Here is a 14,917-nt window from a genome sequence, read left to right on the forward strand (position 1 = left end):
GGCGGCAAGGCGGGGCGGATCGGTTTGATCTGCTGTGCAAAGGCCCTGCGCCTGATCTGCACCCGATGCGCACCCGATTATCGCTAGACAGAGATACTGAATGGATAATTTTTGGCAAACTTGTTCCGCGCAGCTGGAGTTGGAATTAACGCCGCAGCAGTACAGCGCCTGGATCAAGCCCTTGTTTGCGCTCGATCTGGAGGGCGACCGCTTGCGCATTGCTGCGCCCAACCGCTTTAAGCTGGATTGGGTCAAGACGCAATTTGCCGGCCGCATCACCGCGCTCGCTTCGCAACATTGGGGGCGTCCGATTGAAGTGCTGTTCGTGCTCGATCCGCGCACCCTGAAAAAACCGGCCCCTGCCAGTCCGCCGCCCGCCGCGCCGAATCCGCAAAGCGCGTCCGGCGGCGCGATGTCCGCCGCCAATGTGGCTGGGGATGCGCCGGCGCAGGCCGAATTGCCGGCCATCAGCGCTGAATACAATACCCTTTCGCCGCGCCAGGAGCAAAGCAAGGTCAATCCGGATCTGACTTTTGATTCGCTGGTGACAGGTAAAGCCAATCAATTGGCGCGCGCCGCCGCGATCCAGGTCGCCAACAACCCCGGCGTATCCTACAACCCGCTGTTTTTCTATGGCGGCGTGGGGCTGGGCAAAACCCACTTGGTGCACGCGATCGGCAATCAAGTTCTGCAAGACCGCCCGGGTGCGCGCATCCGCTATATTCACGCCGAACAATATGTGCGCGACGTGGTCACCGCCTACCAGCGCAAAGGGTTTGACGATTTCAAGCAGTATTACCACTCGCTGGATATGCTCTTGATCGACGATATTCAATTCTTCGCCGGCAAGAGCCGCACTCAGGAAGAATTTTTCTACGCTTTTGAAGCGCTGATCGCCGCCAAAAAGCAAATCATCATCACCAGCGACACCTATCCCAAAGAAATCGCGGGCATGGAAGATCGCCTGATTTCGCGTTTTGATTCCGGCTTAACCGTCGCCATTGAACCGCCGGAATTGGAAATGCGGGTCGCGATTCTGCTCAAAAAAGCGCGCCAGGAAGGCGTCACCTTCTCTGAAGATGTGGCCTTCTTTGTCGCTAAACACTTGCGCTCGAATGTGCGCGAGCTGGAAGGCGCATTGCGCAAAATTCTGGCGTATTCGCGCTTTCATAATAAAGACATCACGATTGATGTCGTGCGCGAAGCCTTGAAAGACTTGCTGTCGGTGCAAAACCGCCAGATTTCCGTGGAAAACATTCAAAAAACCGTGGCCGACTTCTTCAATGTGAAGGTGGCCGATATGTATTCCAAACGGCGTCCGGCGAATATTGCACGCCCGCGCCAGATCGCCATGTATCTGGCCAAGGAGTTGACGCAAAAGAGCTTGCCGGAAATCGGCGAGCTGTTCGGTGGCCGCGACCACACCACGGTGCTGCATGCCGTGCGCAAAATTGCGCAGGATCGCGCCAAAAACCCCGAAGTCAATCACGAATTGCACGTATTGGAACAAACCCTGAAGGGTTGACGCATACCGGAATGCAAAAACATTATTGAGGAACATCATGCAACTGCTCAACGCCACCCGCGACGCGCTTCTGCGACCGCTGCAAATCGTCAGCGGCATTGTCGAACGCCGTCACACCATGCCCATCCTGGCCAATGTGCTGATTAAAAAACAGGGCGAACGTCTGACCTTCCTCGCCACCGATTCTGAAGTGCAGATCAGCACCAGCGCGGTACTGGGCGGCAGCGAAGAAAATATCGCCACCACAGTCGCCGCGCGCAAATTGCTCGACATCGTGCGCGCCCTGTCTGAAACCAGCAATGTGGCGCTGCAACTGGATGGCCGCCGTATGACGGTGGCCGCCGGCAAATCGCGCTTTGCGCTGCAAACCCTGGACGCCGACGCCTTCCCGGTGGTGGCGCCGGCGGAAAACTACAGCGCCAGCGTGACCCTGCCGCAAAAAACCCTCAAGCATTTATTTTCCATGGTGCATTTCTCCATGGCGCAGCAAGACATCCGCTACTACCTGAACGGTTTGCTGCTGGTGCTGGATGGCGAATATGTGATGGCAGTCGCCACCGACGGTCACCGCCTCGCTTTCTGCCAGGTGAAGACTGAAGAGCAATTCGAGCGCCAGGAAGTGATCATCCCGCGCAAAACCGTAGGCGAATTGCAACGCCTGCTGGAAGAGCTGGATGATCCGGTGCAAATCGACCTGGCGCAAAGCCAGATCCGCCTGCGTTTTTCTGATATCGAATTGGTGTCCAAGCTGGTCGAAGGCAAATTCCCTGACTTCAACCGCGTGATTCCGCGCGGCTATGGCAACCATTTCACGCTCGACCGCGCCGTGTTGCAACACAGCTTGCAGCGCGCCGCCATCATGACTTCGGACAAATTCAAAGGCGTGCGCTGCATGATTGAACCGGGCGTGATGAAGATCAGCTCCACCAACGCCGACCAGGAAGAAGCGCTGGAAGAAATCGAAATCGATTACGGCGGCGCCTCGCTCGATCTCGGCTTCAATGTGTCTTACCTGCTCGAAGTATTGGGGAATTTGAAGACCGAACAGGTGCAATTCTCCTTCGGCGATTCCAGCTCTTCCGCGCTGGTGACGATACCCAACGACGGCGATTTCAAATACGTCGTCATGCCGATGCGCATTTAATCTGCAGTTCCACGGCGCGCGGCGCAGCTGCGCGCTGCGCCGGCGCAGCCGGCTTGTCACCTTGAGTCAACGTTTTTTCTGAAAGCAGTCCATGTCCGACATTTCCCAAGAGCCAAACGAGCAAAAGAAAGACGAATACGGCGCCGCCTCGATCCAGATCCTGGAAGGGCTGGAAGCAGTGCGCAAGCGGCCTGGCATGTACATTGGCGACACCTCCGACGGCACCGGCTTGCACCATCTGGTGTTTGAAGTGCTGGACAACTCGATTGACGAAGCCCTGGCCGGCCATTGCAGCGAAATTCACGTCACGATTCACTCCGACAACTCGATTTCGATCACCGACAACGGGCGCGGCGTGCCGACCGGCATCAAATTTGACGACAAACACGAACCCAAGCGCAGCGCGGCGGAAATCGTGATGACCGAGCTGCACGCCGGCGGCAAATTTGACCAGAATGCCTATAAAGTCTCAGGCGGCCTGCATGGCGTTGGCGTGTCTTGCGTGAACGCACTCTCGAAATGTCTGAAACTCACCATCCGCCGCGATGGCAAAGTGCACTTCATGGAATTCGCGCGTGGCGTACCGCAAAACCGTGAAACCGAAATGATAGACGGCGTGCTGTGTTCACCGATCAAGGTGATTGGCGAAACTGACAAACGCGGCACCGATGTGCATTTCTGGGCGGATGAGGAAATCTTCACCACGGTCGAATTCCATTATGAAATTCTGGCCAAGCGCATCCGCGAATTGTCCTTTTTGAACAATGGCGTGCGCATCAAACTGACTGATCAGCGCAGCGGCAAGGAAGAATTATTCGCCTTTGAAGGCGGCACGCGCGGCTTCGTGGAATACATCAACAAAGCTAAAACCGCGCTGCATCCGCAAGTGTTCCAGGCCACCGGCGAACGCCAGTCTGACCAGGGCAGCATGATTTCAGTGGACGTTTCGATGCAATGGAACGACGCCTATAACGAAACCGTGCTGTGCTTCACGAATAACATCCCGCAGCGCGACGGCGGCACCCACCTGACCGGCTTGCGCGCCGCGATGACGCGCGTGATCAACAAATACATTGAAGAAAACGAGCTGGCCAAAAAAGCCAAGGTCGAAATCAGCGGCGACGATATGCGCGAGGGACTGACCTGCGTGCTCTCGGTGAAAGTCCCTGAACCGAAGTTTTCTTCGCAAACCAAGGACAAGCTGGTCTCCTCTGAAGTGCGCGGCCCGGTGGAAGAAATTGTCGCCAAAACCCTGACCGATTTCCTGCAAGAACGCCCGACTGACGCGAAACTGATTTGCGCCAAAATCGTGGACGCCGCGCGTGCGCGCGAAGCCGCCCGCAAAGCGCGCGAACTGACCCGCCGCAAAGGCGTGATGGATGGCTTAGGTCTGTCGGCCAAGCTGGCCGACTGCCAGGAAAAAGACCCGGCCCTGTGCGAACTGTATATCGTCGAGGGTGACTCGGCAGGCGGCTCAGCGAAACAGGGACGCGACCGTAAATTCCAGGCGATTTTGCCGCTGCGCGGTAAAGTCTTGAACGTGGAAAAAGCGCGCTTTGAGAAAATGCTCTCCAGCGAGCAAATCACCACCCTGATTGCGACACTGGGCACCTCGATTGGCCCGGATGAGTTCAATATCGACAAGCTGCGTTATCACCGCATCATCATCATGACTGACGCGGACGTCGATGGCGCGCACATCCGCACCCTGTTGCTGACCCTGCTGTATCGGCAAATGCCGGCCCTGGTCGAGCGCGGCCATGTGTATATCGCGCAACCGCCGCTGTACAAAGTCAAAGCCGGGCGTGACGAGCGTTATCTGAAGGACGATCTGGAAGAAGCGTCTTACATGATGACGGTGGCGCTCAACACCGCCGCCCTGATTCCGGGCGAGGGACAGGAACCCATCAGCGGTGAAGCGCTGGGTGAACTGGTGCGCCAATACAATACCGCCAACGCCATCATGCAGCGCCTGTCCCGTGTGATTGACCGCGCGGCGTTGAGCGCGATCATGACCGGGGTGGAATTGGATTTGAGCAACCCGGCTGCCGCCGAACAATCGGCGCAAGCTTTGATGGCCGCGATTAATGATCCCGCAGTCAAAGTCCACGCCAGTTTTGATGAGCTGTCAGAAAAGCACATGCTGCGCATTGAGCGCCTGCACCATGGCAATTTGAAAGTCAGCAGCCTGGACGCCGACTTTGTGCAAAGCGCTGACTACCGCGCCCTGGTGCAAGCCGCAATCACCTTCAAGGGCTTGATCCAGCCCGGCGCGTTTGTGCGCCGTGGCGAAGGCGAGCGGATGAGAGATTCTGCGGTCAGCGACTTCCATCAAGCCATGCAATGGCTGCGCGACGAAGCCGAACGCACCGTCACCAAGCAGCGCTACAAAGGTCTGGGCGAAATGAACCCCGAGCAACTGTGGGAAACCACCATGGACCCGACCGTGCGCCGCCTGCTCAAAGTGCAAATCGAAGACGCCATCGCCGCCGACCAAATCTTCACCACCCTGATGGGCGATGAAGTGGAACCGCGCAGGGCGTTTATTGAGGGCAATGCGCTGTTGGCGGGGAATATTGATGCTTGATGCGTCATCAACAAAAAAGCGGCTGAGGCCGCTTTTTTGTTGATGTAACTGAATTGATTCAGCCTGAAAAATATTATGGCAGTATCGGAGGTGGTCCGAGTTCCGGCATTAAACTGTCGAAGCTTGATATTGTTTTCACCTGATGTGATGCTATATTGACTTCATATGTGAATTCGTTGTAGCTTGAAATTTTAATGACTTGCATTTCCTGGTTAAATTTCATTTTGCGAAAGGCATTTTTAAGATTTTTCTCGCAAAAGAAAATTTCATTTTTAGCCCATTGTGCAATCTGAGCAGACCAAAGCAATTTTTTACTCTGGGAATCAAGCGCTAAAAGCCAAGTGCCACCATGAGAAAATGCATCGCCATCATGTAGTGTTGCCTGGCGGTAAATAATTCCATTATGTTCAAGTTTGATGGAATCCAAGTGAGCAGTGATGTTTTTCTGGATTTCGTCAGAGACAAGTTGATATTCCGGCCCTTGCTTATCAGGAGCTGGGGGATTTAACAGTGTGACAGACTGATTGCTGATGTTTACAGAGTAAATGAAGCCAGAGTTTATGCTAACCAAGATAAGGCCATTTTTTTGATCTGCTTCTATTTTCTCAATGAGCGCAGGTGTTTCAATGCTAATCATCGGGTTTTTACTGCCCTTACTGATCAATATTGACCATAGACGTTTTCCTGATTTTTTGTCTTTGGCGAGTAGATAGGCATCTAAGCGATTTTCGCTTGTTACTTGATCTTCGGCCATCAAAAGCAAATCATTATACTCAAAAGGAGTGGCTATGATCGGCGCTGGTATACTGGGAGTAGAGTGCATTTCCTTTGCTCTTTCTGAATAATTTGCCTCAAATGCTGAGGAATTCGCATGGAAAAACATGCATAGGATGCCAAACAAGTATCGCATAATTATGTGATGCGCAATGCTTTTATGCGCTCGCCTTCTGTCAAAGCTTGTGCACAGTCTGCAGCAAAGAAAGCCCAACTATCTGCATTCTGGATGGCCTCTTTTCCGGGGAAACCTGCATGTGGGGCAATGCCTGCCCAGGCATAACGTGCATAGCTGCCATATGGGACATCAATAGTCTTTGCATCCAAGTGAGATAATTCGTGCAATATCACTCTTGCCCAATTTTTAGGGCCGTTCAGAAGGCCGCCAGGGGGCGGGTTGAAAAATGCTTGTTCAATGTAAACAATATCCATGCCTTCAAATCGGTTGGATATCACAAAAGCTTCCGACTTGAAAAAACGAATTTCCTCGGATGTGCTGGCTTCTCTCAATGAAATAAAATCTGTAAATATTAACTTTCCTCTTGTTAATGTGGCAATCATCGCTTTGAACCCAGTGCTGAGAATTAGCGCAAATTGCATTAAATCTTGATCGGTGCAAGAGCTGTCTCCAAACCAGCGGCGAATGAGTTCGAGGGAGGTCGAATGCTCTTCAGATTTTTGATTAAGTGCATTAGCCAGGATGATAATTGTTCTTTGTGCCCATGCTAATGCCATGCCGCTTGCATTGGCTAGCTCCATTCGCTCGCGCGGTGTAAAGTGCTCGCTATTGCTCCGCAGCAAAGATGTTGCTGAGCTAATGGCTGAAATTTTTTCATAAAATTGAAGTGAACACCAATTTGAAAACTCTTGAGGAAGCGAGTGTACCCAAACAGAGCGTTCGCCCGATGATGTTTCAAAATACATGTGCATTAAAAATTTCAATGCGGAAACATTAATGCTTTGTGCGGCAGGCAATAAATTAACAGTTGAATTCAAAGGGACATTGACTGCTTCGAGCAAGTTGACTGCAACATCAGACGTTTTGTAGTTTGGATTGATTGAACTGGCTTTTGTTCGGATTCGCTGCAGGACATTTGCTTCTTCATGCGCAAACCCGCTTGCTGTCATCATACGCTTGCTTGCTGAGATGATATCCTGCCAATCCTTATGAAACAGGGTGGGATCATGAATAATTTTCTGAACCCAGCGGTATTGCCAACTGAAATTCTTTCTGTAATCAAAAGTCAATTTTCTTCTCCAAATCGAGGATGACGGCTGCAGTTGATATTCAAAGAGATTGATTGTTTATTAGGGTTGTAAAGTTGGATGTGGTGTATTTGAAAATTTTATCATAATGAAGAGAGTGAGTTGACATGACGTAAAATTGTTACAATCTGGTACTGTCGTAAAAATAGTTTTTTTGGTGGTTGATATTTGATGGTGAAAAATTTTTAATTTTTAAAGTATAGTAATTGATGCCTCCATTTTTTTACACTCCGCCCAAACACCCCTGGCCCACCCCTGCGGCAACGCCAGGAAAACCTGCTTTTATGCTCAAAAAAATGATGGCGCAATATGTCTATGACATTGTCCATCTGGAAGGCAATCCGCTGACATTTCTCGAAGTGCAAACCTTGCTCGATGGTGAAACACCGGGAGGGCAGCGGGTGGATGATGTGATGCAAGTGTTGAATCAAAAGCGGGCACTGGAATATTTGCTGCAATTGTGCAAACGCGGCATGCAGGCCGAAGATCAAGCCTTGGCCTGTGCATTCCATCAACGCATCGCCTTTGAGGAAGCCTTGACTTGGGGGGAATTTCGCAATGGACAGGTGCGCATCAGTGGTGCAGACTATATGCCTCCAGCTGCAAGCGAATTATCGCAATATTTCGCAGATGGTTTGGTGCAATTGCAGGCGATCAGTCATCCATTTGAATATGCCTTGGCCTGGTTTTTTTGGGCGTCGCAGCAGCAATTCTTTTTTGATGGCAATAAACGCACCGCGCGCGCGTTGATGAATCATATTTTATTGCGTCATGGCTATTATTATTTAAGTGTGCCGGCTGCGAAAAAAGATGAATTCGATCAGATGATGGTGGACTTTTATCAATCGAAAAACGCAAGCGCTGGTATGGAGTGGATGAGCGCTTGCTACCGCACATGGGATTGAAGGCTTGAACAAATTGCCATGATTTTGCGGCGTCAATCATGCTTGCTGATGCGCGCATCATTCCTGCCAAGCATCAGCGCTTCGTCAAATTGACGCATAGGGGTTCTTCACACTGGAACAGGCTACAATCGCAACAACATACATCAGGGGAAGCATATGCGGGTGGAGAGTCTGAGTCTGCAAAATTTTCGCGGCATAGCGCAGATGGGCTTGCATTTCGCGCCGGGCGTGAATGCCCTGGTTGGGATCAATGGCGCGGGCAAGTCGGCGGTGTTGGATGCATTGGCGGCGGCAATTTACCGCAAACAATTGGATTTTCTTGAGGGGCGCTTTGAACCTGAGGCCTGGGTCCCCAAACGTGAAGTTTGGTATGCCCAGGATAGTATCAAGGGCAACGATGTCAGGATAGGCCAGCCAAAAGCGGTTATTGAGCTCAAGGCCAGCAATGAAAATAACCATGCCGGATGGGAATTTGTAGCGCAGCAACAAGTGTTATTGGCTCCGCCGGAAGAGAGCATGGTGAAGATGTTGCGTCCTTTGGCTTTGCAAATCCCATGTCCTGCCGCGGTCTATTACAGTGTGCAAAGAGCTGTGCGCGCCACTGCTTTGGAAGACAGTCAGTCAGAACAAGCCATCATGTTGCAGGTGTTTGATGGCGCCATGCAAAGCAGTGCGAACTTCAGTCAGTTTTTTTCCTGGTTCCGCGCCCGTGAAGACGCTGAAAACGAGCTGATTCGCGACGATCCAGCTTGGCGTGACCCTGCGATGCAAGCAGTGCGGGAGGCAATCGAGCGGTTTACCGGCTTTACCCGCCTGCGTGTGCGCCGTAAGCCTCAGCCATATATGAGCTTGCAAAAACAGGGACTGGAATTCAATGTCATGCAACTCTCGGATGGCGAGCGCTGTTTGCTTGCGCTGGTGGGCGATTTGGCGCGCCGCCTTGCGATGTGGCGCGAAGCCTGTCCTGACTTCAATGGAGAGGCTGTGGTTTTGATTGATGAAATTGAATTGCACTTGCATCCAGCCTGGCAGCGTAAGGTATTGCGGCAGTTGCATCAAACTTTCCCGCACTGTCAATTCATTGTGTCCACCCATTCGCCGCTGGTAATCAGCGAATTACCGCCCCAGCAAGTGTTTTTATTGAAGGACGGCGAATTCATCGGCCATCCTGCGCATGCATTTGGACTGGACAGCAGCGAAGTCGTGCGCAATGTGATGGAGGTTGATGCCCGCAATCCGGAAGTGCATCAGGAATTACAAGCGATTGAAGACGCTTTGGAAGACGGTGAGTACGATCAGGCCGGACAAATGATTGAGAAGATGCAAGCAAAAACCGGCGACATCCCACCGCTGCTCGGAGCACGCGCCGCGTTGGCCTCTTTGCGCGCCATGCAAGAGGATCAAACATGATTCCTGTCAAGAAAAGGACGCAGCCGCGCGCACTGATTGAGTGGAAACGGGAAAATAAGGATACGCCACAGAATTTGTATTACGCAGGATCTGGTTTTCCCGGGGAGGAAGTGCGGCGAGCCTTGATGGCGGAGCAGCATTATTTGTGTGCTTATACTATGCGCCGCTTGAAAGCTGGAGCGGAAAAATCTTCGGATGTGTGCCATATCGAACATTTTTTTACCACAGTCCAAATACCGCGATGGCAAAGACATCGACTATGGTAATTTATTCGCATGCTATCCCGGCAGCAATCATCAGGCATGTCATTATGGCGTACCCAAAAAAGCGGCGCATGATCCTCTTGCCGATCAGATTCTGAATCCGGCGCAAGATGATCCCTGCATGCATTTGCAGTTTCGCCGCAATGGTATGGTGCGTCATTTAAGCGAGCTGGGGAAAAGGACGATTGATGTGTTGAACTTAAATCACGACATGTTGGTGGAAGACCGGAAAATGGTGATCGCACGCAGCTTGCAGCCGCTCAAAAGCAGGCCATACATTTCACGGAGTCAGGCACAACGCTTATTGGAGGCAATCTTCATGCCGGATCAACAGGGTTGCTTGCCAGAATATTGTGGGGCTGTGCACAATGCGCTGCTACAGTATTTGAAAGAAAACCCTTCGCGCTCCAAATAATCAGCAGCCAAGTCCAACCCGCTCAAACACCAACATCTGATTATTCGCCGGCATCGCCAGCATTGCGTGCGTGCGCATGCCGGCTTGATGCGCCAGCGCTTGGATGTCTTCGCGGGCGCGCAAGCCCATTTGCGGGTCGCGCGCGCGCAGGGTGGCGTCGAATTCGGCATTGCCGGGGCTGGTGAAGCCGCCCTCCTGGTTAAAAGGCCCATACAGCACAAACAAACCGCCAGCCGGCAACAGCAGGCCGACTTGGCGCAACATCGCTTGCACCGCAGGCCAGGGCATGATGTGGCTGGTATTGGCGCTGAATACCGCGTCCACCCCATCGATCCGGGGCCAGGCTTGGCTGACATCCAGCAGCAGCGGCGGCAGGAAATTCGCTGCGCCACATTCTGCGCGCCAGGCCAGAATGCTGGCGTGATTGCCCGCCAGATCGCTGCTCTGCCATTGCAAATGCGGCAATTGCGGACAGAAATAGGCGGCATGCTGGCCCGTGCCGCTGCCGATTTCCAAGACTTTGCTGCGGCTGGCGAACAGCGTGCGCAATTGCGCCAAAATCGGTTCGCGGTTGCGTTCACAGGCGCTTGAGTGCAATTTCATGCCGAATATCCTCAGATAAAATAAGCCACAGCATACACAGCTCTGCGCGTTTATGCCGCAGCTGCCATTCCTTGCACCTTGCCGGGCGCGGACAAGATGCGAATTTTCTGCATGCGGCCCGGAATTTTTCCTATACTGCGCTGTCCGATTGCGCACTGCCTTTCGGGCAGCACGCATAACACCAAGACAGGAACCGATAATGAAGATCCACACCCCGCGCCTGCTGGCGCTGCCCGCCTTGCTCGCTGCGCTGTATGGCGTCACGCCGGCGCTGGCGCATGATCACGCCTCGCATACCAAACATGCCGCCCCGGCTGCGCAAAGCAGTGCGCCGCAGATCGCTTTTGAAAAATTCAAACTCGCTAACGGCCTGGAAGTGATTCTGGCGCCGAATAAAAAATTGCCCGTCGTCACCGTCAATATCTGGTATCACGTCGGCCCCGCGAACGAGGAACCGGGCCTGACCGGTTTTGCCCACCTGTTTGAACACATGATGTTCGCCGGCACCAAGCATGTGCCGCGCGGCATGGCCGATAAGCTGCTGGAAAGCATTGGCGTGACCGACTCCAACGGCACCACCGACTTCGACCGCACCAATTATTTCGACACCGTGCCCGCCAATCAGCTCGAAACCGCGCTCTGGATTCACGCCGACCGCATGGGCTATCTGCTGGACGTGCTGGACCAAACCGCGCTGTCCAATCAGCAAGACGTGGTGCGCAATGAGCGCCGCCAAAGCGTGGAAAACCGCCCCTATGGCATTGTCGAAGAGGGCTTGATCCAACTCATGCTGCCCAAGGGCCATCCGTATTATGCCGTGGTGATGGGCTCGCACGAAGATATTCAAAACGCCAAACTGGCTGACATCCGCAACTTCTTCACGCGCTACTACACGCCGAATAACGCCAGCCTGGTGCTGGCCGGCGACTTTGACCCGGCGCAAGCCAAGCGCCTGGTGCAAAAATACTTCGGCAGCTTCAAGCGCGGCCCGGACGTGGCCAAGCCCAAGGTCGAAACGCCGAAAATCACGGAAGAACGGCGCGCCGTGATCACCGATCAGGTGGAATTGCCGCGCGTCTTCATGGGCTGGCTGACTTCGCCGGCCTACACCCCGGGCGATATGGAATTGTCGCTGGCGGCGCAAATTCTGGGCGGCGGCAAAGCCAGCCGCCTGTACAAAAAGCTGGTGTATGAAAAGCAAATCGCGCAAGACGTCGCCGCCGCGCAATACTCGAATGCGCTGACTTCGATGTTCATGATGGATGTCACCGCGCGTCCTGGCAAAACCGCGCAGGAAATCGAAGCCGCGATGGAAGAGGAATTGGTGCGGCTGCGCGACGAAGGCCCGACCGAACAGGAACTCGAACGCGCCCGTAACACCATCGAAACCCTGGTTTTGACCACTGTCGAAAAATCCTCCGGCCTGGCGAATCAGCTCAACCACTACAACCAATACACTGGCGACCCCGGCTATCTGGAAAAAGATTTGCAACGCATGCGCAGTGTGACCCCGGCGGCGATCAAGGCGGCGGTGGCGGCGCAATTGCAAAAGAATATGCGCGCCGTGGTGCATGGCGTGCCGGGCGAGAAGAAACTGGCGCCGGAAGTGCCGGTTCCGCCGCAAGCCAAAGAAGTCAAAGGCGAAGCCAAGGCCATGCATGCAGCAGAAAGCTGGCGTCAAAAACAGCCCAAGGCTGGCCCGGAACCCAAGCTGAGCCTGCCGCAAGCACAGCAATTCAAGCTGGATAACGGTTTGCAAGTGATTTATCACAAAAACCCGTCCCTGCCTTTGGTGGCGGCGGAGTTGGTGATCAAGAGCGGAGCCGGCAGCAATCCGGCGCAGCGCCCCGGCTTGGCTGATTTCACCAGCAAGATGCTGGAAGAAGGCAGCCAAAAACGCAATGCGCTGCAAATCGCCGATGAATTGGCGCAGCTCGGCGCGACCGTCTCCAGCGGATCGGGACAGGACGCCAGCTTTGTGAAAATGCTCTCGCTGCGCAGCAATTTCGCGCGCACGCTGGATGTGGTGGCGGATATGGTGCTCAACCCGGCTTTCCCGCAAGCGGAAATCGAACGCCAGCGCGCCGCGCGCATGGGCGAACTGACCCAGGAAAAGGAAAATCCTAACCAGATCGCAGCACGCGTGGCGCGCATGGTGCAATACGGCCCGCAACATCCGGCTGCCTATCCGCAGATCGGTTCCGAGCAAAGCATGAAAGATCTGCAGCGCGAGGATGTGCTGGCATTCTGGCGTCAACACTATCTGCCGAATAACGCCGCCCTGGTGGTGTCGGGCGATATCGATGAAGCCGAATTGAAAAAACTGGCGAACCAATATTTTGGCGCCTGGAAGAGCGGCGCCGCGCCGCAGGAAAAACGCATCAGCGCGATGCCGGGCGCGGCCAAAGTGGTGTTGGTGGACAAGCCGGGCGCTTCGCAAACCGCCGTGCGCGTGATTGCCGATGGCCCTTTGCGCAAAGACAGCCAGCTGGATGCGCTGGAAGTCTTGAACGCCGCGATGGGCGGCTTATTCACCAGCCGCATCAATCACAACCTGCGTGAAGTCAAGGGCTACACCTATGGCGTGTATTCGCGTTTGAATCCGGGTCGTCAATATGGCAACTTCAGCCTGGGCGGCGGCATCCGCGCCGACGCCACCGGCGACGCGATTTCCATCATGTTCAAAGAAGTCAAAGACATGCTGGGCAAACCGATGGCGGCAGGCGAATTCAAGGGCGCGCGCAATGCGCAAGTGTTGACGCTGCCGGCCACCTTCGCCACCAATGCGGTGATCAGCCAAAGCATGGCCAATCTGTTCATTTATGATTTGCCGCTCGACTATTACAGCAAGCTGCCGCAACGCTTTGCCGCCGTAACCCCGCAAAGCGCACAAAAAGCCGGCATCAAATATCTGCAGCCGGAATTGCTGAAAGTGATTGCAGTGGGGGATAAGGCCAAAGTTTTGCCGCAGCTGGAAAAGCTGAAAATGGGCAAGATCGAAGAGCGTGACGCCGAAGGCAAGCTGAAATAATCCTGTATTGCCCGCCTTGACAAGCCCGCCCATGAGGCGGGCTTGTTATTTGGCCTGCAACTGCACCATACGCCCGATTAACAGCGGGCGGTAAGTGCTTTTGCCCAGATTATCCACTGCGCCGGGCTGGCTGAATTGGTAGGTGTAGGCGCTGGCGGTGCTCCAGCTCCAACCCGCCAAATGTCCCTGCTGGCCGCTGCCGGGGCTGGCGTCTTCATACAAATACAAAACCGCGCGCCCGATGCCGCGATCATGTCCATCGCTCTCCCGGCTGTCATTCAAATAGCGGCTGTCGCTGCTGCCATGCGCGCTGGAGGTGGAGTCAATCACCGTCACCATCCAACGCCGCACCAGGGACACGCCAGGAATGGCGCGCGTATCTTGCAGGCTCATGACTTGCGCCGGCGCCGGCGCAATAAAACTTTCCACCATCATCACATGTCCCCGGCTATCGCCGGCCTTGTATTTGCTGACCAGCAAATCGCCGCGTTGCAATAACAGACTGCCATGCAAGCGCAAGCGGCGCCCATTCGCCGCCAGTCCGGCGGCGGCGTCCAATGGCTGCAAAGCCATGCCGCGATACGCGCTGTGCGCGATGGCCGGATCGAGCGCGTCATACCATTGCGCCGCGTCCGGCGAGACGCTGCCGGTCAGTCCCTGCAGCACATCAGCGCTGAGCTGCGGATAACTTTGTTGCAACAGTAAAGCCATGAATGAGCCGCATTGCGAGGTGGCGCGCAAGACCTGATTGGCGTCCAGGCTGATTGCCGCCGGGCTGCCATAGACATTGTTTTCCGGCAGGATGCGTCCCAGCCAATTGGCGGCGGTTTGCAGATGGGCTTGCGGCCAATTAAAAGTGGCGGCTTGGGTGGCGCAGGCGCTGGCGAGCAGGGCGATGGCGCAGCATGAATGGAGTTTGGCAGGCATGAAGAACGGGGAAGAGTGGTAGAGAGTAAAGACAATTATGCCATATTGATAAATTAATGAAAGAAAT

General features: G+C 54.2%; 11 protein-coding genes. 7 read left to right on the forward strand and 4 right to left on the reverse strand.

Annotation, left to right across the window (positions count from 1 at the left end; translation table 11 throughout):
* Positions 1-100 precede the first annotated feature (100 nt).
* The 3 genes from dnaA (at position 101) to gyrB (ending at position 5,256) form a co-directional block, all read left to right on the forward strand.
* Positions 101-1,525 (forward strand): chromosomal replication initiator protein DnaA, encoded by a 1,425-nt coding sequence (gene dnaA / locus V8J88_RS00005; protein ID WP_338847081.1) that lies wholly within the window; start codon positions 101-103, stop codon positions 1,523-1,525.
* Between the two features lie 37 nt (positions 1,526-1,562).
* Complete coding sequence (gene dnaN, locus V8J88_RS00010) at positions 1,563-2,669, forward strand: DNA polymerase III subunit beta (protein ID WP_338847082.1); 1,107 nt, start codon at positions 1,563-1,565, stop codon at positions 2,667-2,669.
* Positions 2,670-2,760: 91 nt separating this feature from the next.
* A complete protein-coding gene (gene gyrB / locus V8J88_RS00015) occupies positions 2,761-5,256 on the forward strand; it encodes a DNA topoisomerase (ATP-hydrolyzing) subunit B (RefSeq protein WP_338847083.1) in 2,496 nt (831 codons plus the stop codon).
* Positions 5,257-5,329: 73 nt separating this feature from the next.
* On the opposite strand, the gene V8J88_RS00020 is transcribed toward gyrB, so the two are convergent.
* A complete protein-coding gene (locus V8J88_RS00020) occupies positions 5,330-6,139 on the reverse strand; it encodes a hypothetical protein (RefSeq protein WP_338847084.1) in 810 nt (269 codons plus the stop codon).
* A 29-nt stretch (positions 6,140-6,168) separates the two neighbouring features.
* Positions 6,169-7,278 carry a M35 family metallo-endopeptidase gene (locus tag V8J88_RS00025; protein ID WP_338847085.1) on the reverse strand — a complete coding sequence of 370 codons (1,110 nt, stop codon included), beginning with the start codon at positions 7,276-7,278 and terminating at the stop codon, positions 6,169-6,171.
* A gap of 302 nt (positions 7,279-7,580) precedes the next feature.
* Here V8J88_RS00025 and V8J88_RS00030 point away from each other — a divergent pair, with 302 nt between their 5' ends.
* From V8J88_RS00030 to V8J88_RS00040, 3 genes are all read left to right on the forward strand, one after another.
* Positions 7,581-8,201 (forward strand): Fic family protein, encoded by a 621-nt coding sequence (locus V8J88_RS00030; RefSeq protein WP_338847086.1) that lies wholly within the window; start codon positions 7,581-7,583, stop codon positions 8,199-8,201.
* A gap of 156 nt (positions 8,202-8,357) precedes the next feature.
* A complete protein-coding gene (locus V8J88_RS00035) occupies positions 8,358-9,611 on the forward strand; it encodes an AAA family ATPase (protein WP_338847087.1) in 1,254 nt (417 codons plus the stop codon).
* Between the two features lie 384 nt (positions 9,612-9,995).
* On the forward strand, positions 9,996-10,289 hold the full coding sequence (locus V8J88_RS00040; RefSeq protein WP_338847088.1) for a hypothetical protein: 294 nt from the start codon (positions 9,996-9,998) through the stop codon (positions 10,287-10,289).
* Here the strand turns inward: V8J88_RS00040 and V8J88_RS00045 are convergent, their stop codons facing one another.
* Complete coding sequence (locus V8J88_RS00045; RefSeq protein WP_338847089.1) at positions 10,290-10,892, reverse strand: DUF938 domain-containing protein; 603 nt, start codon at positions 10,890-10,892, stop codon at positions 10,290-10,292.
* A 199-nt stretch (positions 10,893-11,091) separates the two neighbouring features.
* Here V8J88_RS00045 and V8J88_RS00050 point away from each other — a divergent pair, with 199 nt between their 5' ends.
* Positions 11,092-13,923, forward strand: coding sequence for a pitrilysin family protein (locus V8J88_RS00050; protein ID WP_338847090.1), 2,832 nt, complete (start codon positions 11,092-11,094; stop codon positions 13,921-13,923).
* A 45-nt stretch (positions 13,924-13,968) separates the two neighbouring features.
* On the opposite strand, the gene V8J88_RS00055 is transcribed toward V8J88_RS00050, so the two are convergent.
* Complete coding sequence (locus tag V8J88_RS00055; RefSeq protein WP_338847091.1) at positions 13,969-14,850, reverse strand: hypothetical protein; 882 nt, start codon at positions 14,848-14,850, stop codon at positions 13,969-13,971.
* Positions 14,851-14,917 lie beyond the last annotated feature (67 nt).

The organism is Massilia sp. W12 (genome assembly GCF_037300705.1).
Classification (GTDB): Bacteria; Pseudomonadota; Gammaproteobacteria; order Burkholderiales; family Burkholderiaceae_D; genus JACPVY01.